Origin of the sequence: Actinomadura sp. NPDC048955 (genome assembly GCF_040649435.1) — a bacterium.
Lineage (GTDB): Bacteria > Actinomycetota > Actinomycetes > Streptosporangiales > Streptosporangiaceae > Spirillospora > Spirillospora luteofluorescens.
Genome location: NZ_JBEZJI010000018.1, coordinates 16,631 through 33,686, shown reverse-complemented (window position 1 = coordinate 33,686; position 17,056 = coordinate 16,631). Strand labels below are relative to the sequence as shown.

The following is a 17,056-nucleotide window of genomic DNA, read 5'->3' as shown; positions in this document are numbered from 1 at the left end:
GGCGTCGGTGGGGGTCACTGCTGACGCTCCCTGAAGCGGTAGGTGGCGCGCAGGTGGCGCGTGATGTCCTTCTTGACGGCCTCGCGGTCGGCTCGCAGCCGCGCGTCGGTGCGCGAGGCGGCGTAGGCGTTCTCTCGCAGGAGCCGGTGATAGCTCTCCAGCCGCCGCTCCGGCACCGTCCCGGCCTCGACGGCGGCCAGGACCGCGCAGCCCGGTTCGCTCACGTGAGCGCAGTCGGCGAACCGGCAGTCCTGGGCCAGTTGCTCGATATCAGCGAAGGTCTGTTCCAGCCCGCTCTGGGCGTCGTGCAGGCCGATCGACCGCAGACCCGGGGTGTCCAGCAGGACGCCGCCGCCGGGCAGCGGCAGCAGTTCCCTCCACGCGGTGGTGTGCCGGCCCTTGCCGTCCGTGGCGCGTACGGCGCCGGTCGCTAGGAGAGACTCGCCCAGCAGGGCGTTGCCCAGAGTGGACTTACCCGCCCCAGAGGGGCCGAGCAGCACGACCGTGCCGGACAGGACGGCGGTGAGAACGTCCAGGCCCTCCCCGGTCACGGCGCTGGTGACCAGCACGTCCACGCCGGGCGCCACCTCTGACACCTCGGCCTGGGCCGAGGCCGCGTCGGCGCTTGCGTCGGCCTTGGTGAGCACCACGACCGGCTGCGCGCCGCTCTCCCAGCCCAGGGCGAGCATCCGCTCGGTGCGGTCGTGTTTGAGGGGGGACGCCAGCGACACGGTCACCACGACCGTGTCGACGTTCGCGGCCAGGACCTGCCCGTGTGAGGTGCGCGAGGCGCTGGAACGCACCAGGGCGGTGCGCCGCTCCAGAACCTCGTGCAGCATCGCGGCATGGTCGGCGGTCGCGGGACGTAGCGTAGCCCAGTCACCGGTGCACGGCGCCGCGAGCGGGTCGCCCTGCCGGGCGGCGGGGACCTCCGCACGGACGATCCCCGCGTCAGTGACGGCCTCGCACAGGCCGCGTTCGGCCCGCACGATCCGGGCCGGGATCAGCCCGGCGGCGAGATGGGGTGTGAAGGCGTGCTCGTACGCATCGTCCCAGCCGTAGCGCGTCAGAGGGCGCGGCTGGGTGGAGAAAGGATGAGACAACGTGAAGACCCTTGAACAAGGGCCCCGATCGGCGCGGAGCGCAACCGCCCGAAAGCCGCTAGGGCTTTGAGGGGGTCGTGAACGTCAGGTCAGACCAGGGCCCGGGACGTGAGGATGGTCCGGCGGGCGCTGCACACGGCAGCGGCCTTCGCGGCGCTCATCAACCTCACCTCCCATTCAGTCCGTAGCCGACACGTCGTCTATGCGATCGCAACGCTACCACGCAGCGACGCTTCAGTCGGGCGGGCCGGGGGCGATGACTCCCAAGGCGGCCGCCACTTCCAGCGTCCTGCCCGGCGTGGTGCACCGCCCGGCCAATGCGGTCTGGTCGAGCCGTCCGCCACGGGCCTGGAACAGCATCGGTGCAGCCGGATGCCGTCGCATCTCGTCCGGAGTGAGCTCCGCGGAGGCCCGATGCGCCGCATCGACCAGAACGGGAACCAGAGCCCGCAGCCCGGCGGCCCACTCCTCGACGGCTCGGAGCCATTCCTGTGATGCCGCATCGGACGTGCCAGAGAACCGGGCGGCCTTCTCGCTGAGCTCCGACCACGTGAAGTCACTCCACGGCTTGCCCTTCAGAACTGGCAACTGCCATTCGCGCTTGACGGCCGACCAGTGATCAGCGCGTGCCGCTACCGAGTGGACCGTGAACCCCGGAACGCACAGCGCGGTGAGGTTCCATCCGTGGCAGGCGCCGGTGTCGAGCCCGAAGACCTTTCCGTCGCGGATCAGAGGCTCCCGTCCGGTGACGTGGTGGCCGAACACGACCGGCTTGTCGTCGGTGTAGCGGTCGTGCCAGTGGCCGTCCGGGAACAGCGCGGCGAGTTCCCGTTCGCCGCTGGTCGTGCCGCAGAGGATCTCCTCCCGCTGGCCGGCGGGCGGGACACCGGGGACCAGCGCCGCATGCACGACCCGGACGTCCTCGCTCTCGAAGAAGTACGGAAGCGTCCGCATCCACTCGACCGTCTCGGCGTACTCGTCGCCCATTTGCAGGCGCGTGATCTCCTGCGCGTAGGAGAAGATTCCGCGCACGTGCTTGCGCTCGTGGTTGCCCATGACCACGACCGAGTTCGGACGCTCGCGGAAGAACTCGACGACCTTCCCGGGCGCCGGGCCCCGGTCGACGAGATCGCCCACGCTGACCAGGAGGTCGTGCGGCTGGAGTTCCACCTTCTCCAGCAGATCGATCAGCTCGTCGAAGCAGCCGTGAATGTCGCCCACGATGACGGTGCGTCCCACCCGCCGGAGCCTAGGCGAGCGCGCATTTCACCTGCAAAGCGATTACTTCGAACTCAGATGCTGGCCGTAGAGGTGGACGGTCTGGCCGCGGTACTGGATATCACGCAGGTGGCGGTGCCCGATTCGCTCAGCGACGGCTATCGAGGGGGAGTTGCCCGGCAGGATGACGGAGATAACTTCCTCTGCGCCCAGCTCCGTTAGGCAGTAGTCCAGAGAAGCGCGGGCCGCCTCTGTGGCGTAACCCTTTCCCCAGTGCTCGCGTGCCAGGCACCAGCCGACCCCCAGCCCTGGAAACCCGTGCGGCTGCCAGGGGCCGGCGCGTCCCACGAACCGGCCGGTGGCCTTCTCCACCAGCGCCCAGTGGGAGTAACCACGGATCTCCCTGTGCCCGATGAACAAGGCGAGGCTTCGCCAAGCATCAGCAGGAGAGGTGCCGACGCTCTCCGCCAGCCCTCCCGCGACCTGCGGGTCGGCCAGCATCGCAGCGTAGTCGTCGAAATCCTCACCCGTCAGCGGCCGCAAGACGAGCCGCTCCGTCTCCAGCACAACCATGATCGAAGTATCCGCCGGACGTCAGGGCGCCCGCACCCGCCCGGCGGTTCCGGTGACCGGTCAGCCCAGCCAGGCGAGGACGACGCCCGCGGCGGTCGCGAGGGCCCCCAACGGTGCCGCGACCCACAGCAGCCTTCTCGTCCTGTGACCGAGCCAGGTGAGCGTCCCGCCGGCGCCGAGGCCCCCCGTTGCCGTCCCGGTCCCGAACACCAGCGGGCCCAGGACGTCCCGCAACGTGGCGTTGACGTCGCGCGCCTCGTCGAGGACCGTCCGGCAGTCCGGGCAGCTCTTGAGGTGCCGGTCGAGTGCGAGCGACTCTCGCCCGGACAGTCCGCCGCGCACGTACGCGCCCATACTCCGCAACGCCTCGCGGCACTCCTCACGCCGTGTCGCCTGCATCTCGTCGAGATGCGCTTGCAGGTATGCCCGGCGGAGTCCCTCACGGGCGCGGTAGGCCAGTGCGGCGGCGCCGTTGGGGGTGAGCCCGAGCAGTGACGCCACCTCGGCGGGTTTGGCGCGCTCGATCTCGGTATGCCACAGCACGACCCGCCAGCGCTCGGGCAGCGACCGGAAGGCCCGGACGGCGGTCGCCCCTTCCGGCAGCGGATCGGCGAACGGGACGCCGGTGTCGTACTTCTCGATCTCGCTGGTCGACTGGAGTCGCTTCTCGGCCCGGAAGCGGTCGTAGACGGTGTGCCGGAGCGCTGTGAGCAGGTATGGCCTGAACCCCTCCCGCGGCCCGTCGCCTCGGCGCAGCAGGTCGAGGACCTTGGTGAAGGTCTCCTGGACGGCGTCCTCGGCGGCGTCCCCTTTGATCAGGGTCCGGGCCAGACGGCGCGCCGCGTCCACGTGGCACTCGTAAAGCGTCGCGTAGGCGGACACGTCACCGGTGCGGGCGCGGGAGATCAGCGCCGCGTCGTCAGGAGGATCCGGCGTCCTCTCCCGACTCAAGGCGGTCTCCCTCCTCCCACGGCGAGTGAGGACCGCGGCATGCCGTCACGTCCTCCCGGCCGGACGCGGCGGCGGCGAACCGGTCGATGATGTGCAGAGCCCGCCCGCTGTGAGCCGGACGTCCCAGGACGGCCACGCCGACCAGCAGCGCGAGCATCGCGAGGAGTCCTCCACCCAGCATGATGAGCCCGATCGCGGCCGTCCACTGCTCTGTCATCAGGGAACTTCCGAACCCCACCGCGATCGTCCAGCGGCATCGTCCCGCCACCGCGCTTCCCCCTTCCCGCTGACGTGGCCCGTAAGGCCCGCTCGGGACACCAGACGGGAAGGGATTCGCGAACATGACGCGCCCGCCTGTGATGTGCGCCACACCCCCGCCCCGGGAGTTGGGGCCTCACATCGTGGTGTGAGGCCCCAGCGCGTTGCGGTCGGCGACGGACACGATCGGGGCGGTCAGGTCGCCACCGAGGGAGCGGCCTCGCGCGGGATCGGAATGACCTCGACCTCGATGCCGTAACCCGCGAGGGTCCGGGCCAGGTGGGCGAGGGCGATCTGCGCGTTCGGGAAGAGCGTCCCGGGCGTCAGAGGCGTCCGGCGGTCCATTAAAGGCCGGCATGGAGGCCTGGCGCCTGAGGATTTCGCCGTCCAAGGCATTCGCCGGCGCATGCCCGGGCTCAGTGGCTCTAGCCTCGCGACACGAGCTGCTGGACGCTCCAGCCGTTGCCGTCCGGGTCCTGGAAGAAGACGAAACGGCCCCAGGGGAACTCCTGCACCTCACTGACCTCGACCCCGCGTCCGGCAAGCTCCGCTCGGGCGGCGTCGGCGTCCGAGACCACCAGTTGCAGGCCCTGGAGGGAGCCGGGCGCCGTCTCGACGACCCCCTCGCCGAAGGCGATCGAGCACGCCGACCCCGGCGGCGTCAGCTGAACGAACCGGATCTCGTCGCTCACCCGGTGGTCATGGTCCAGGACGAACCCGGCCTTGTCGGTATAGAAGGCCAGCGCGCGGTCCACGTCCGAAACGGGCACCGCGACCAGCTCCAATTTGAAGTCCATGCTGTCGTTATATCCCGCCCCCTTCGGTGCGGTGGCGGAGGGGGTCCGCCCATCGCCGAGGGCACGTGAGCTTTCGCCGCCACCGCGGGAACGGTTGATGCGGGGCCTCGACCTCCGAGCCGAGGTGGCGCCGCTGCTGGCGACGTGAACGACATTCTGCGGAGCGTCCTGGGCTCACTGATGCCCAGGGCCGCGTACCATCTACCAGCCGTAATGCCCATTGGCTAGGGTTTCGACCACTCCTGCAGACGGACGGTCACGGTGTCTCCTTCCTGCTTGCCGATCGCCTTGCGCACGTCCGCCTTCACCGGAAGTTTGTGGGTGCCGTCCCCCAGGGCCATGAACGAACTCTGGAACGGATGATCATCGATCGTGCCCCGGACCCTCACCCGTCCACGGGTGCCGAAGTACTCGGCCGACCCGGGCCACACGACGTAGGTCCAGCCGCCCTTGCTCGGGCTCTTCTGCAAATGCGCAGTGAACTGCTCGTCCATCACCGACATCGCCTTTCAGGAGTCCTGGATGAGAATGAGGGTGTTGCCGTCCGGGTCGCGGAGGGAGAACATCGGTGGCACTCCCGGCCCCATCCGCATGACCTCCGCATCGGCGTCGACGCCTCGTGCGCGCAGGGCCGCGTGGTCGGCGTCGGCGTCCGTGGTCGTCAGGCGGATACCAGCCGGGATCTCTGCGGGTACGAGCGCGATCGTCGTTGTCGCCCCGGGCGGTGCCACCTCGATCCAGCGACCGGGCCCGAACGGCACGTCCCGACGTAGTTCGAAGCCGAGCTCATCGACGTAGAACTCGGTCGCCTTCCGCTGGTCGGTGACGCGGATCCCGACCGTGGCGAGCTGCGTGATCCGGGTGGTCTCGCTCATCTCATGCCTCCGCTCTCTCTGGGTCACCAAGTAAGACCAGGGCGGGGCGGGAAACTCATCGCGGGTGCCACGCGGAGGTGCGTCCAGCCGGGAAAGGCGAGGTGGCGACCGGAGCGGGGGCTCAGGGCCCGTCCGGTCGAGGGGGCCAGATCATCGTCTGCTGATGCATCCGCCTGCCGCCGTACCGGAAGCCGGGAACGACGGGGGTCGGGCCGTGCTCGACGAAACCCATGCGCTGGAAGAAACGCACGGCACGCGTGTTCTCGACCAGGGTCTGCAAGTGACAGCCGGGTGAGCCGGTCTCCTTGAGCCGGTCGAACCAGCGATCCATCAGCGCGTCGGCGGCACCCGTGCCCCGCGCCTCCGGTGCCAGGTTGATGTGCAGATGCGCGGGCCGGTGGGCGTCGCGCAACGCCCGCGCGGTGGGCTCCCGCCGCAGCGCGACCGACGCCGCGTCGAAGGCTGCACGCGCGAAAAAGGGGGCATTCCTGGGCTGGAAGGCCAGACGGTACTTCCGGATGGCCCGGCCGACGCGCTCGCTCTCACTCGGGAACTTCGCACTGTCGAGGCACCCCGTCAGATAGCCGACCAGGGCTCCGTCGAGCACGGCGACGAAGAGCGAGTCCGGTGCCAGGTCCATGTACGGGTCCAGGTAGATGGCCGCTTCGGAATCCTCGTGGCCCCACAGGCCGGCGCTCGGGGACGCTTCACCCGCTCGCCGGAACAGCCTGCGCAGCTCCGCGCGGTCGGATTCCCTATAGGGGCGCACCTTGATCATGATCAGATGGCGGCCTTCGGGACGTGCTCGTGCGTCCGGGGCTGGGGCGACGCCTCGACGACGCCCGCCCGGCCGCCGGCCAGCGACGCCGCCTTCTTCAGCGTGCCGACGCGGTCCGCGGTCGGCCGCTCCTCCACCGTAGTCATTGCAACTACAACGCTCCCAGCGGGATGCCCCATTCCGGAGCGTCGTGTGCCGCAGGCGGGTGTCGTGATCGGCTGGCAACGTCGGAGCGTGTGCGGGCGGCCCTCCCGAGGCACCGGCGATACTCCAAACAAGATCGACGGAAGTCGTGTGGGACGTTCGGCGCTCCGGACGCCTCCCTACCTATGACAGGCCGGTTCCACAGGGGGAGGCGTACATGGGATCACCTCGGCGAATGCCTTGGGTGGACGGTGTCGAGCACCGGTTCGTGGAGGCGCGGGGGATCCGCTTCCACGTCGCCGGAGCGGGGGAAGGGCCGCCGCTGATGTTCGTGCACGGCTTCCCGCAGCACTGGTACGCATGGCGGCACCTGGTTCCCCTGCTCGCCGACCGGTACCGCCTGGTGATGCCCGACCTGCGCGGGGCGGGCTGGTCGGACGCGCCCTACCGCGGCTACGGCACCCGCGACCGGGCCGCCGACGTGCTCGCGCTCATGGACGCCCTCGGGCTCGATCGGGTCGGCCTGATCGGGCACGAGTGGGGTGCCTGGGCCGGTTTCCGGGCGTGTCTGGACGCGCCCGACCGGTTCACCCGGTTCCTCGCCCTCAACATCGTGCACCCCTGGCCACCAGCGCGCCACCAGGTGGGAGGGGGGTTGGGTGAGGGCTCCAACGGGGCGCGCACTCGGCCAGGGGGAGGGGGCTGGGTGAGGGCCGATCCTGAGCACGTCGCCGTGCTGGTCCGGGGGCTCAGCGTGGCGACAGCATGGCCATGCAGGAACTGCTCGATCTAATGCGCATCGCCCATGCCGACGGCGAGCACCTGGAAGCGATCGCCGTCGGCCGGTTGGGGCAACGCGCCCGGTTCGATGTCGTCCTCCGTCCGGGATGGTGCTGGATGCAGAGCAGGTTCCTGCACGGAGGGATGGCCGCCGCACCCGAAGGCGACGGCACCCGCGTCGCCCTCGTCGGGGCGCTCCGCCTCCCCGGCATGCGCCTGGCCGATCCGATCCTCCGCAAGCTGCCCCTGGGCGGCGGCGTCCTCCGCCGCCTCGAAGCCCGCCTCCAAGCCCGCGCGTGATGCTCGACCTGCCCCTTACGCCAGCGCGGAGAGGGCGGTGGGCGTTCTGGGTGGCCGTCTGTGGGCCCGTGTGGTGTTTGGCCTGTCTTTTGTGCCTGTGCGGGGAGGGGGCGGGGGTTGCTTTGCAGGGGGTTGCTTTGTGGTCGGGGGTGGGTGGTGAATTGGTCGGGGGGAGGGGCGGGCTGTGCAACCCAGCGTGGTGCGGGGCCGTCCTACTGCGTTGAGTGACTCGTGGCGGTGGGGAGCGGAGAACATGGCCGCGTTGGAGACCGGTGTGACGTTGGGGGGCCGGTTCCAGCTGCTGGAGAAGCTGGGCGGCGGCGCGATGGGGGAGGTGTGGCGGGGGGTCGACCGGATCAAGGGCCGGCCGATCGCGGTGAAGACCATCCGTCCCGACATGCTGAAACGGGAGGCGGTCCGGCAGGAGGCGCTGCACCGGTTCTTCCGCGAAGGCAAGGCGGCGGGCCAGCTCACGCATCCGAACATCGTGGCCGTCCACCACGTCATCGAAGACGTGGAGCAGCCTTACCTGGTGATGGAACTGCTCTACGGGCGCGACCTGCGCAAGGAGCTGGCGCGGTTCCCGCGCGGGCTGCCGGTCGCGCAGGCGCTGGAGTACGGCGCCCAGGTGGCGTCGGGGCTGGCGGTGGCGCACGAGGCGGGGGTGATCCACCGTGACATCAAGCCGGAGAACCTGATGCTGGTGGACGGCGGCATCGTGAAGATCTGCGACTTTGGTATCGCGCGGATCGCCGAGGCCTCCAACGCGCTGACCCGCACCGGGAACGTCCTCGGCACACCGGCGTACATGCCGCCGGAACAGCTCAGAGGCGAGCCCGTCAAGGAGTGCTCGGACCTGTACGCGCTGGGCGCGACGCTGTTCCATCTGCTGACAGGGCGAACGGTGTACCTCGGCGACTACCGGGCGATCGCCGCCGGCCATCTGACCGCGCCGCCGCCGAGCATCAGTGACCTGCGGCCCGAGGTTCCCCCTGAAGTCGACCACTACGTGCGGTCACTGCTGGCCAAGGATCCGGCCGCGCGGCCTTCCAACGCCACGGTGGTCGCACATCGGTTACGGGTTCTCGGCAGCGGTTCCACCGACCCCGACCCACTGCTGATCAACGCCGAGCGTCTGGTCCGCGGCACGCCCGGCGTCGAGCAGCGGCTGGCGGCCATGGTCGACCTGGCGCCGCGGCTGGCCGAACGGGATCCGAGCCGGGCCATCCGGCTGCTGCTGGACCTGCTGCAACCCGGCCCGGAGGAGTCGGCCGAGGCGGGGGCGGGACAGCGTGAGCGAAGGCGGTCCGCGCTCTACCAGGCGAGTGCCGAGATGGCGCGCCGCGCTCCGGCGGTCGCCCGCGAGTTCGCCGAGGAACTGACCGACCGGCAGGAGTATTTCGGTGCCCGCGCCCGGATCGCGCTGGTGCTGATCCGCCAGAGTCCGCGCCGCGGCCGCCAACTGCTGACGGAGCTGGAACCCGAGGCCACCTCCGTCCACGAACGCGACTGGCTCCGCGCCGAGGTGGCCGTGATCCTGGCCCGGCATTCTCCCGCCGAGGCCCAGCGCATCGCCAACGCCATCGAACCGCGCGAGCGCGACGATCCGCGAACGGCCGCACTGGTCGCGGTCGCCCGGGTCATCGCCGAGCAGGACACCCGCGCCGCCGAGCGGCTGGCCCGTTCCCTCGACGACGGCGGTGGCGCCCTGGCGGAGGTGGCGTGCGTGGTGGCCCGCCGCGACCCGGCCGAGGGCCTGCGCATCGCGCAGGGCATCGCCGACTTCGCCCCCCGGCTGCACACACTGATCCTGCTCGCGGGGACCGCTGCGACCGGCGATCCCGCCCAGGCCCGCGCTCTGCTCCTGCAAGCGGCGGCCTCGTGCCGGGACGGGTTCGCGGCTCTGTCGCGGGACGAACCGGCGCCCCGGCTGAAAACGCTGGTCGAGGGCGCACGCACGGTCGTGGCTCAGTTGCGCGCCTACGACCGGGCCGCCGCTGCCGAGCTGCTCTGCGACGCCGCCGAGGCGATCCGGCCTCTGCAGGACTCGCCCGCCGACGTGCACCATCTCCTGGCGGAGATCAGCGACGACCTGGCCGGGCTCGGCGACCACCGCTCCGCCGTCCGGTTCGCGCGCGCGATCAACGACTTCACGGAGCAGGTGGGGACGCTGCTGGCGGTCGCCGACTCGGCCTCGACCCACAGTCCCGAGCATGTTCGCACCGCACTCTGGCAGGCAGCCGCCGCCTGCCGGGACGCGCTGGCCCACCGACGGTCCCGCCCCGGCCTGGTCAGCGACCGGAGGGAGATGATCAAGCAGACCCGCACGGTCGCCCGGCGGCTCTGCGAACACGATCCGGCGGCCGCCGAGAAGCTGCTCCGCGATGCGGCGGAGGCCGTCCGCGGCGTCGCCGACACCGTCTCGCTCGTGGAGCCGATCATCGGTGACCTGATCGATCTCGGCGTCTTCGGCGCCGCCGTCGAGGTCGCGGCCGGCATCCGCGAGCCCGAGGCGCAACGACGGAACGGCCGGCGGATCGCCACGCACCCGGCCGTCATGGACGGGACCGCCGCGCTGACCTCGACCGACCGAAAGCGCCTCTATGCCGCTGCCAACGGTCCGAAGAGCAGTCTGCTCGGCGCCGGCGTAGCGGCGGTCCCGTGGCTGGTGACGGCCGCCGTACTGGCCTGGTACCGGTGGCCCTCGCCATGGGAGCCCCTCATCCTGTTGCTCGGCATCATCGCCATCACCGGCTGGGCCACCTGGAGACTCAACCTGCGCGAGACACCCGGTCTCGGCGCGGCCACCGTCGCGGCGTACCTCGCGACCCCCGCCCTCTTCGTACTGACCGCCTTCCTCTACGTGTGGCAGGCGGTCACCGGCCATCCCAACTGGGTGCTCCTGGGAGGAGCCACGGCGGAACTGGCGGCCCTCGTCCTCATCGGTGTCGCCGGCACGCTTGTCAAGAACGTCCACGAACGCGCCCTTCCCTGCTACCCCACCACGCCCCCTCGCCCCGTCCCCACGCTCCCGCCTGCGGTCGGCTCTCCGGTCCCTCCCCCTTCGAGGGTCGGCGACCAGCCGGAGGGGGCGGGGCCCTCCGCCGATCAAGACGCCTTGGACGTGGCCGAACGCAACGCGCGTTCGTATCTCCGCGAGCCCCGGCTCCTCGCGCTGACGTTGGGCGACATCGCGCTGGCCGGGGCCGGGCGCGACCCGCGGTGGGCCACGGGGCTCCTGGTCGAGGCCGAGCGAACCACCCGGTCCGAATCCGCCCGTCTCGATGACCGTTTCCTGCTGCTCCCCATGATCGTCAAGCACGATCCGCCATGGGCCAGGAAGCTTCTGGCCCATCCCGACTACGCCGCCTTGCTCCGCAAGGTCTCCGGCCGCAGCGGCGTCCTGCGCGAGGTCGCCGCCGCGGTGGCCGACGACGACCCGCAATGGGCCCGGGAGCTTCTGGCCGCGGCGGCAGAGATGGTCAGGCCCCGCACGTTCCTCTCCAGGCTCTGGAACGGGTCGCTCCCGGCCAACCGTGCGGCGGGCGAACTGGGCGTCATCGCCGTCGCGATGGCCAGGCACGATCCAGACGAGGCCGAACGTATCGCCACTCTCATCCGTCCCGCCGCCCGCTTCGAGCAGCGGCGCGCACTGTTGGAGGTCGTACGGGGGATCGCCGGCTACGACATGGCTGCGGCGGCACGCATCGCCCGCTCCCTTCCCGTCCATGACCGCGAAGAGGCACTGGTGGACGTGGCGGTGGCGGTGATCAAGGCGGATCCGGCGCAGGCTGAGCGCATCGCCGGCTCCCTCGCCAGTGGCCACAGCCAACAGAGAGCGCTTGAGAAGGCGGTTCCAGCGGTGGCCGGGCAGGACGCGGCCGAGGCTGAGCGCATCGCGCGCCTTATCGCCGATCCCGGGCAAAGGGCCATCCCGTTGGTGGAGATCGCCCAAACGGCATACAACGATGATGCACAACGAGCACGAATGCTCCTGGACGAGGCCGAGCAGATCGCTCACGCCGACCGATCCCCCTACCGCCGGGATCAGGCACTGGTGAGGGTCGCCGTCGCGATGGCCAAGCATGATCCGGCCGCCGCGGAACGTATCGCCGACTCCGTCACCAATGCTGCGAAACGGGAAGACGCGCGGATGCGCATCGCCGTGGTGATCGCCGAACAGGATGTGGCCGCGGCAGAACGCATCGCCCGTTCCACCGGCGGTGACGGCCTCGACGCCCAATGGGCACTGGATGCCGCGCTGAAGGGGATCGCCGAGGTGGCGGCGGGGCGCGACCCTGCTGCTGCCGAGCGCATCGCCCGCTCGATCGACGCCCCCGCCCAGCGTCAGTCGGCGCTGATGGCGATTGCTGTGGCGGCGGCGCGACATGACGTCGCCGAAGCCGAGCGCATAGCCCTCGGCATCAGCGATCGCTACCTCCGCGAGCAGGCGAGGGCGGATGTCGTCAAGGAAGTGGCGGGACGTGACCCCGGCGAGGCCGCGCGCCTCATCGGTGCCCTCGACGAGATCAGATGGAACCAGCAGGTGATCCGCGAGATCATCACGGCGATGGTCCAGAATCTAGGGCCCCATGAATCGGCCACGCCTACGCGGCAGGACATACCTGTCGTGCCCGACTTGCCGTGATGTACGGAGTGCATAGGCGAGGGCGCGATGAACGCAGGCACCGACCGCGGACGCTGTGGAGTCCCCGCCGTAGATGAGCCGCGTCGTCGCACGAGTGTTGCCCTCCCTTCTTGCGTGTCGAGGTGAGCGACCTCGTCGTCGGGTTCTTGCGTGCTGTCCGGGCCGGTGACGCGACCAAGTCTCTTCGCAAGAGTGCCCAGGTCACGCCGGTGCTGCGCCCTGCAGACCTCGGCCGGGGCAGGCACCTCGCGCGTTCGGTCCGCATCCGCGCCCGTTGACAGAATTACTTGGCTGAGTAATCTCTTACTCATGCAAGTAAGTGAAGGGGCGCGTTCCCCGGCCGCCGTCGCGCGGCGAGCGCAGATCGTGGCCGCGGCCATCGAGGTCATCGCCGAGGCGGGCTACGGCCAGGCCTCGTTCGGACGGATCGCCGAGCACGCCGGGCTGAGCAGCACCCGGCTGATCTCGTACCACTTCAAGGGCAAGAGCGAGCTGATCCAGGCCGTGGTCGACACGGCGCTGGGCGACGCGGCCGCGTTCATGCGGCCGCGGCTGGACGCGGCCGCCACCCGCCGCGACACCCTGGCCGCCTACATCGAGGCGAACCTGGCGTTCATGCGCGACCGCCCCGCGCACATCCGCGCGCTCGTCGAGATCATCGGGGGGACGCGCGGGGGCGAGGGCGTCGCGTTCTCGGACACCCCCGCGGCGATGGCGCAGGAGTTCTTCCGGGCGGGCCAGGCCGAAGGCGAGTTCCGCGCGTTCGATCCGCACGTGATGGCCGTCAGCCTGCGCGCCGCGATCGACGCCGTCGCCACGATGCCCGACGTGGACCACGCCGCGTACGCCCGCGAGCTCGTGGAGCTGTTCGACCGGGCGACCCGCGCGGGGGAGTCGTGAGTCCCGCGGCGCCCGCGCGGCCGGCCGGTGCCCCGGCCGCGCGGAAGAACCCCGGGCGGCTGGCCCCGCTGATCCCGATCGCGGTCGATCTCGTCCTGCCGATGGTGGTGCTGTACGGGCTGCGCGCGGCGGGCGCGACCCTGTGGCAGGCGCTGGTCGCCTCGTCGGCCGTGCCGGTGCTGGTGGTGATCGTCCGGTTCGTCCGGAGACGCGTGGTCGACTACTCGGCCCTGTTCGTACTGGTCCTGATGGTGTTCGGGGTCGTCCTGTCCCTGCTGACCGGGAACCCTCGCACGCTGCTCGTCCGCGACTCCTGGATCTGGATGCTCGTGGGCGTGGCCGGGGTGTGGCTCCTCGCGTCGGTGGTGTACGGGCGTCCCGCGCTGATGGTGGTGTTCCGCTCGTTCGTCCTCACCAAGGTCGGGCCGGAGGGGCTACGGGAGTGGGAGGCCCGCTGGGACCACGACGCCGGGTTCCGGCAGGGCCTGCGGACGCTGACCGCCGTGTGGGGCGCGGCCACGGTCCTGAACGCGGTCCTGCACGTGATCGGCGCCTTCGTCCTCCCGCTGGACGCCGCGCCGCTCATGCTCAACCTCATCTGGCCGGTGATCGCCGTGCCGCTGTTCGCGTTCCACCTCGTCTACACCAAGCGGAAGGACCTGCGGGCATGACCGCCGACGTGCTCGTGGCGGGCGCGGGCCCCACCGGGCTGATGCTGGCCTGCGAACTGGCGCTGGCCGGGGCGGACGTCGCGGTGCTGGAGAGGCAGCCGGAACGGTCCGGGCAGTCCAGGGCGCTCAACCTCCAACCCCGCTCCGCGCAGATCCTGGACATGCGCGGCATGCTGGCGCCCCTGCTCAAGCGCGCGGTCGACACGATCCCCGCCGGACATTTCGCCGGTCTGCCGCTCGACTACGGGCCGTGGGGCGAACGGCAGATCGGCATTCCCCAGGCCCGCGTCGAGGAGCACCTCGAAGCACGCCTCGACGAGCTGGGCGTCCCGGTCCTGCGCGGGCACGAGGTGACCGGGGTCGATCAGGACGGCGACGGGGTCACCGTCCGCGCCGGGCGGGAGTTCCGCGCCCGCTACCTGGTCGCGTGCGACGGCGGTCGCAGCACGGTCCGCAAGCTGCTGGACGTGCCGTTCCCCGGCCGCGACGGGCGCGTGTCCGCGATCGTCGCCGACATCACCCTCACGCGGGAGCGCCCCGGCCGGTGGCGGCTGCCCTCGTTCGACCGTCCCGAGAACGGCGTCGCGAACGTCCTGCCGCTGGAGAACGGCCTGTACAGGGCCCTGATCGCCGGACCCGAGCAGCAGACCGCCGACCGTGGGACGCCCGTCACGCTGGACGAGGTGCGCCGCGCCGTCCCCGACGTCCTGGAGATCAGGTGGGCCTCGCGCTTCACCGACGCCTCGCGGCAGGTCGAGCAGTACCGGCACGGACGCGTGCTGTTCGCGGGCGACGCGGCCCACGTCCACTCGCCGACCGGCGGGCAGGGCCTCAACCTCGGCCTCCAGGACGCGTTCAACCTCGGCTGGAAACTGGCCGCCGACCTGCGCGGCAACACCACGGTGCTGGACACCTACCACGCCGAACGGCATCCGGTCGGGGCGGCCGTCCTCGCCAACACGCGCGCACAGGGCGTCCTGCTGATCCCTGACGAGGACATCGCCGCCCTGCGCGGCATCATGGCCGACCTCCTGAAGCTCCCCGAGGCCAACCGCCACCTGGCCGGGCTGATCTCCGGCCTTGACATCCGCTACGACCTCCCCGGACGGCATCCGCTCATCGGCCGCACCATGCCGGGGCTCGACCCGGCCGTCCTGCACTCCGGCAGGCACGCTGTCCTGGAACTGGGCAACGAAGCGCGCCACGGCGGCGTCCCGCACCCTCGCGGAGACCTGGACGTGGACGCGGTCCTCGTCCGCCCCGACGGTCACATCGCCTGGGCGGACGACGGCTACGAGCCTCTGGAAGCGGCCCTCACCCGCTGGACCTGACCCCCGCGGGTGGTCCGGCAGCCTGACCGGACCACCCAGCGGGATTCAGCCGTCCAGGGGCCCGACTTCGAGACGCGGCCAGTCGGCGAGATCCCTCAGCAGTTGCCGGTCGTGGGTGGCGACGACGACGGCGGCGCCGGTGGCGCGGATCGCGCCGGTCAGCTCGTCGACCAGCGCCGACGACAGGTGGTTGGTCGGTTCGTCGAGCAAGATCAGGCCGGGACGCGCCGCCAGCGCGAGAGCCAGGTCGAGGCGCCGCTGCTGGCCCTGCGACATCCGCGCTGTCGGCGTGTGCGTCGCGGCGGAGTCCAGAAGTCCGAGCGCCCCGAGCGGGACGATGTCGGCGTCGCGCAGCACGCCGCCGGCCACCAGCCGTCCCACATGCTGGGCGTACACCTCGCGGGCGGTGAGTTCGGGCTCGTGGTCGGTGGTCTCCTGCGTGATCAGGGCGATCCGAGTGTCGTTCGCCCTCCAGACTCGTCCTTCCGTGGGTTGGAGGGAACCGGCCAGCACTGCGAGCAGCGTGGATTTCCCGGCACCGTTGGGTCCGGTGACGAGCAGCCGGTCGCCGCCGTCCAGGTCGAGGTCGATCGGGCCGGTCAGTCGCCCGGCGAGGGTGACGCCCTGGGCCCGCAGTCGCGGTACTCGCGAACGGATTCCCAGGTCGGGCCATCGCAGGGTCGGCGGCGGCTCCGGCACGTCGATGCGGTGCGCCTGGAGTTCGTCCTGCCGCCGGTTCAGCGCCTGGACGGCGCCCGGCGCGCGGGACTGGCGCTGGTGCTTGCCGGTGCCCTTGTCCGGACGCCAGCCCGTGGACAGCCGGTCGCGGGCCTTGGACACCGCGTCCTGCAGCCGCCGCTGCTCGGCCTGCTGCTCCTCGTAGTCCTGTTCCCAGCGCGACCGCTCGCCGCGCCGCGCGTCCTGCCAGGCGTCATAGCCGCCCGCGTACAGCCGCGGCTTGCCGTCGCGGCTGGGGTCGAGGTCGAGGAACCGGTCGGCGACGTCGCGCAGCAGCGCCCGGTCGTGGCTGACGACGGCGAGGCCGCCCTGATGTTCGCGCAGCCGCCGCGTGAGGAAGTCCAGCCCGCCGGCGTCGAGGTGGTTGGTCGGCTCGTCGAGCAGCAGCACGTCGTACCGGGCGGCGAGCAGGCACGCCAGCCGCACCCGGTAGCGCTGCCCGACCGACAGCGTCGCCAGCCGGCGGTCGCGGTCCGTGCAGGCGCCGAGCGCTTCGAGCGCGACGTCGACGCGCCGTTCGGCGTCCCACGCGTCGAGCCGGGTGGCGGCCTCCAGCGCAGCGGCGTAGCGGTCGTCGGCGGCCGGGTCACCGGCGGTCACGGCCTCGGTCGCCTCGTCCAGCGCGGCGAGCGCCGTGAGCGGGGCGGCCAGCGCCGCGGACGTCAGGGTGCCGACGGTCTCACCGTCGCGCGCCGCCAGCTCCTGACGGGCCAGGCCGATCGTGCCGGCGCGGTGCACGGTGCCCTCATCGGGCGGGATCAGACCGGCGAGGACGTGCAGCAGCGTCGTCTTCCCCCGTCCGTTCTCGCCGACGACGGCGATCCGGGACCGGGCCGAGACGGTGACCGACACGTCCTGCAGGACCCGCCGCGACCCGCGGCTGACCGCGACGTCCTGGACGCGGATATGGGCATTGCCGCCCGCCGGAACGGGCAGGGACATGCTCTCGGGAAAAGGGGTGAGGCTCAAGGGGTGCTCCGCAGCTCGCAGT

At 71.3% G+C, this 17,056-nt stretch carries 18 protein-coding genes; 6 read left to right on the top strand and 12 right to left on the bottom strand.

Annotation, left to right across the window (positions count from 1 at the left end):
* Positions 1–14: 14 nt before the first annotated feature.
* The 11 genes from rsgA to AB0C84_RS19085 form a co-directional block, all read right to left on the bottom strand.
* Complete coding sequence (rsgA, locus tag AB0C84_RS19135) at positions 15–1,103, bottom strand: ribosome small subunit-dependent GTPase A (RefSeq protein WP_361067748.1); 1,089 nt, start codon at positions 1,101–1,103, stop codon at positions 15–17.
* Positions 1,104–1,337: 234 nt separating this feature from the next.
* Positions 1,338–2,342, bottom strand: a complete 1,005-nt coding sequence (locus tag AB0C84_RS19130) for a metallophosphoesterase family protein (protein ID WP_361067745.1) — start codon at positions 2,340–2,342, stop codon at positions 1,338–1,340.
* A gap of 42 nt (positions 2,343–2,384) precedes the next feature.
* Entirely contained in the window at positions 2,385–2,894 is a 510-nt protein-coding gene (locus AB0C84_RS19125) for a GNAT family N-acetyltransferase (protein WP_361067742.1), read from the bottom strand.
* 60 nt (positions 2,895–2,954) lie between these two features.
* Positions 2,955–3,845: a sigma-70 family RNA polymerase sigma factor gene (locus tag AB0C84_RS19120; protein WP_361067739.1), complete on the bottom strand. Its 891-nt coding sequence runs from the start codon at positions 3,843–3,845 to the stop codon at positions 2,955–2,957.
* On the bottom strand, positions 3,814–4,062 hold the full coding sequence (locus tag AB0C84_RS19115; RefSeq protein WP_361067735.1) for a hypothetical protein: 249 nt from the start codon (positions 4,060–4,062) through the stop codon (positions 3,814–3,816). The genes AB0C84_RS19120 and AB0C84_RS19115 overlap by 32 nt, the downstream gene beginning before the upstream one ends.
* Positions 4,063–4,298: 236 nt before the next feature.
* Entirely contained in the window at positions 4,299–4,448 is a 150-nt protein-coding gene (locus AB0C84_RS19110) for a hypothetical protein (RefSeq protein ID WP_361067732.1), read from the bottom strand.
* Positions 4,449–4,528: 80 nt separating this feature from the next.
* Positions 4,529–4,900 (bottom strand): VOC family protein, encoded by a 372-nt coding sequence (locus tag AB0C84_RS19105; protein ID WP_179843797.1) that lies wholly within the window; start codon positions 4,898–4,900, stop codon positions 4,529–4,531.
* A 224-nt stretch (positions 4,901–5,124) separates the two neighbouring features.
* On the bottom strand, positions 5,125–5,394 hold the full coding sequence (locus tag AB0C84_RS19100) for a DUF1905 domain-containing protein (protein ID WP_179843796.1): 270 nt from the start codon (positions 5,392–5,394) through the stop codon (positions 5,125–5,127).
* A gap of 15 nt (positions 5,395–5,409) precedes the next feature.
* The gene (locus AB0C84_RS19095) at positions 5,410–5,775 is read right to left on the bottom strand and encodes a VOC family protein (RefSeq protein WP_361067727.1); all 366 of its coding nucleotides are present in this window, start codon (positions 5,773–5,775) and stop codon (positions 5,410–5,412) included.
* Between the two features lie 121 nt (positions 5,776–5,896).
* Complete coding sequence (locus AB0C84_RS19090; RefSeq protein WP_361067724.1) at positions 5,897–6,553, bottom strand: GNAT family N-acetyltransferase; 657 nt, start codon at positions 6,551–6,553, stop codon at positions 5,897–5,899.
* A gap of 2 nt (positions 6,554–6,555) precedes the next feature.
* Positions 6,556–6,699 (bottom strand): hypothetical protein, encoded by a 144-nt coding sequence (locus AB0C84_RS19085; protein ID WP_361067721.1) that lies wholly within the window; start codon positions 6,697–6,699, stop codon positions 6,556–6,558.
* Between the two features lie 233 nt (positions 6,700–6,932).
* Between AB0C84_RS19085 and AB0C84_RS19080 the strand changes: the two genes are divergently transcribed.
* From AB0C84_RS19080 to AB0C84_RS19055, 6 genes are all read left to right on the top strand, one after another.
* Complete coding sequence (locus AB0C84_RS19080) at positions 6,933–7,490, top strand: alpha/beta fold hydrolase (protein WP_361067718.1); 558 nt, start codon at positions 6,933–6,935, stop codon at positions 7,488–7,490.
* Positions 7,463–7,777, top strand: a complete 315-nt coding sequence (locus tag AB0C84_RS19075; protein ID WP_361067715.1) for a hypothetical protein — start codon at positions 7,463–7,465, stop codon at positions 7,775–7,777. The genes AB0C84_RS19080 and AB0C84_RS19075 overlap by 28 nt, the downstream gene beginning before the upstream one ends.
* Positions 7,778–8,030: 253 nt before the next feature.
* A complete protein-coding gene (locus AB0C84_RS19070; RefSeq protein WP_361067711.1) occupies positions 8,031–12,425 on the top strand; it encodes a protein kinase in 4,395 nt (1,464 codons plus the stop codon).
* Between the two features lie 309 nt (positions 12,426–12,734).
* Entirely contained in the window at positions 12,735–13,325 is a 591-nt protein-coding gene (locus tag AB0C84_RS19065; protein ID WP_361067708.1) for a TetR/AcrR family transcriptional regulator, read from the top strand.
* Positions 13,322–13,996: a VC0807 family protein gene (locus tag AB0C84_RS19060; protein ID WP_361067705.1), complete on the top strand. Its 675-nt coding sequence runs from the start codon at positions 13,322–13,324 to the stop codon at positions 13,994–13,996. The genes AB0C84_RS19065 and AB0C84_RS19060 overlap by 4 nt, the downstream gene beginning before the upstream one ends.
* Positions 13,993–15,327 carry an FAD-dependent oxidoreductase gene (locus AB0C84_RS19055; protein ID WP_361067702.1) on the top strand — a complete coding sequence of 445 codons (1,335 nt, stop codon included), beginning with the start codon at positions 13,993–13,995 and terminating at the stop codon, positions 15,325–15,327. The genes AB0C84_RS19060 and AB0C84_RS19055 overlap by 4 nt, the downstream gene beginning before the upstream one ends.
* 45 nt (positions 15,328–15,372) lie before the next feature.
* Here AB0C84_RS19055 and AB0C84_RS19050 read toward each other — a convergent pair whose 3' ends face one another.
* Positions 15,373–17,007: an ATP-binding cassette domain-containing protein gene (locus AB0C84_RS19050; RefSeq protein WP_361068007.1), complete on the bottom strand. Its 1,635-nt coding sequence runs from the start codon at positions 17,005–17,007 to the stop codon at positions 15,373–15,375.
* Positions 17,008–17,056 lie beyond the last annotated feature (49 nt).

Coding starts and splice junctions, on each gene's coding strand:
- AB0C84_RS19125 (WP_361067742.1), bottom strand. CDS start 2,894: ATGGTTGTGCTGGAGACGGAGCGGCTCGTCTTGCGGCCGCTGACGGGT.
- AB0C84_RS19115 (WP_361067735.1), bottom strand. CDS start 4,062: ATGACAGAGCAGTGGACGGCCGCGATCGGGCTCATCATGCTGGGTGGA.
- AB0C84_RS19110 (WP_361067732.1), bottom strand. CDS start 4,448: ATGGACCGCCGGACGCCTCTGACGCCCGGGACGCTCTTCCCGAACGCG.
- AB0C84_RS19105 (WP_179843797.1), bottom strand. CDS start 4,900: ATGGACTTCAAATTGGAGCTGGTCGCGGTGCCCGTTTCGGACGTGGAC.
- AB0C84_RS19100 (WP_179843796.1), bottom strand. CDS start 5,394: ATGGACGAGCAGTTCACTGCGCATTTGCAGAAGAGCCCGAGCAAGGGC.
- AB0C84_RS19095 (WP_361067727.1), bottom strand. CDS start 5,775: ATGAGCGAGACCACCCGGATCACGCAGCTCGCCACGGTCGGGATCCGC.
- AB0C84_RS19090 (WP_361067724.1), bottom strand. CDS start 6,553: ATGATCAAGGTGCGCCCCTATAGGGAATCCGACCGCGCGGAGCTGCGC.
- AB0C84_RS19085 (WP_361067721.1), bottom strand. CDS start 6,699: ATGACTACGGTGGAGGAGCGGCCGACCGCGGACCGCGTCGGCACGCTG.
- AB0C84_RS19080 (WP_361067718.1), top strand. CDS start 6,933: ATGCCTTGGGTGGACGGTGTCGAGCACCGGTTCGTGGAGGCGCGGGGG.
- AB0C84_RS19075 (WP_361067715.1), top strand. CDS start 7,463: ATGGCCATGCAGGAACTGCTCGATCTAATGCGCATCGCCCATGCCGAC.
- AB0C84_RS19070 (WP_361067711.1), top strand. CDS start 8,031: ATGGCCGCGTTGGAGACCGGTGTGACGTTGGGGGGCCGGTTCCAGCTG.
- AB0C84_RS19065 (WP_361067708.1), top strand. CDS start 12,735: ATGCAAGTAAGTGAAGGGGCGCGTTCCCCGGCCGCCGTCGCGCGGCGA.
- AB0C84_RS19055 (WP_361067702.1), top strand. CDS start 13,993: ATGACCGCCGACGTGCTCGTGGCGGGCGCGGGCCCCACCGGGCTGATG.
- AB0C84_RS19050 (WP_361068007.1), bottom strand. CDS start 17,007: ATGTCCCTGCCCGTTCCGGCGGGCGGCAATGCCCATATCCGCGTCCAG.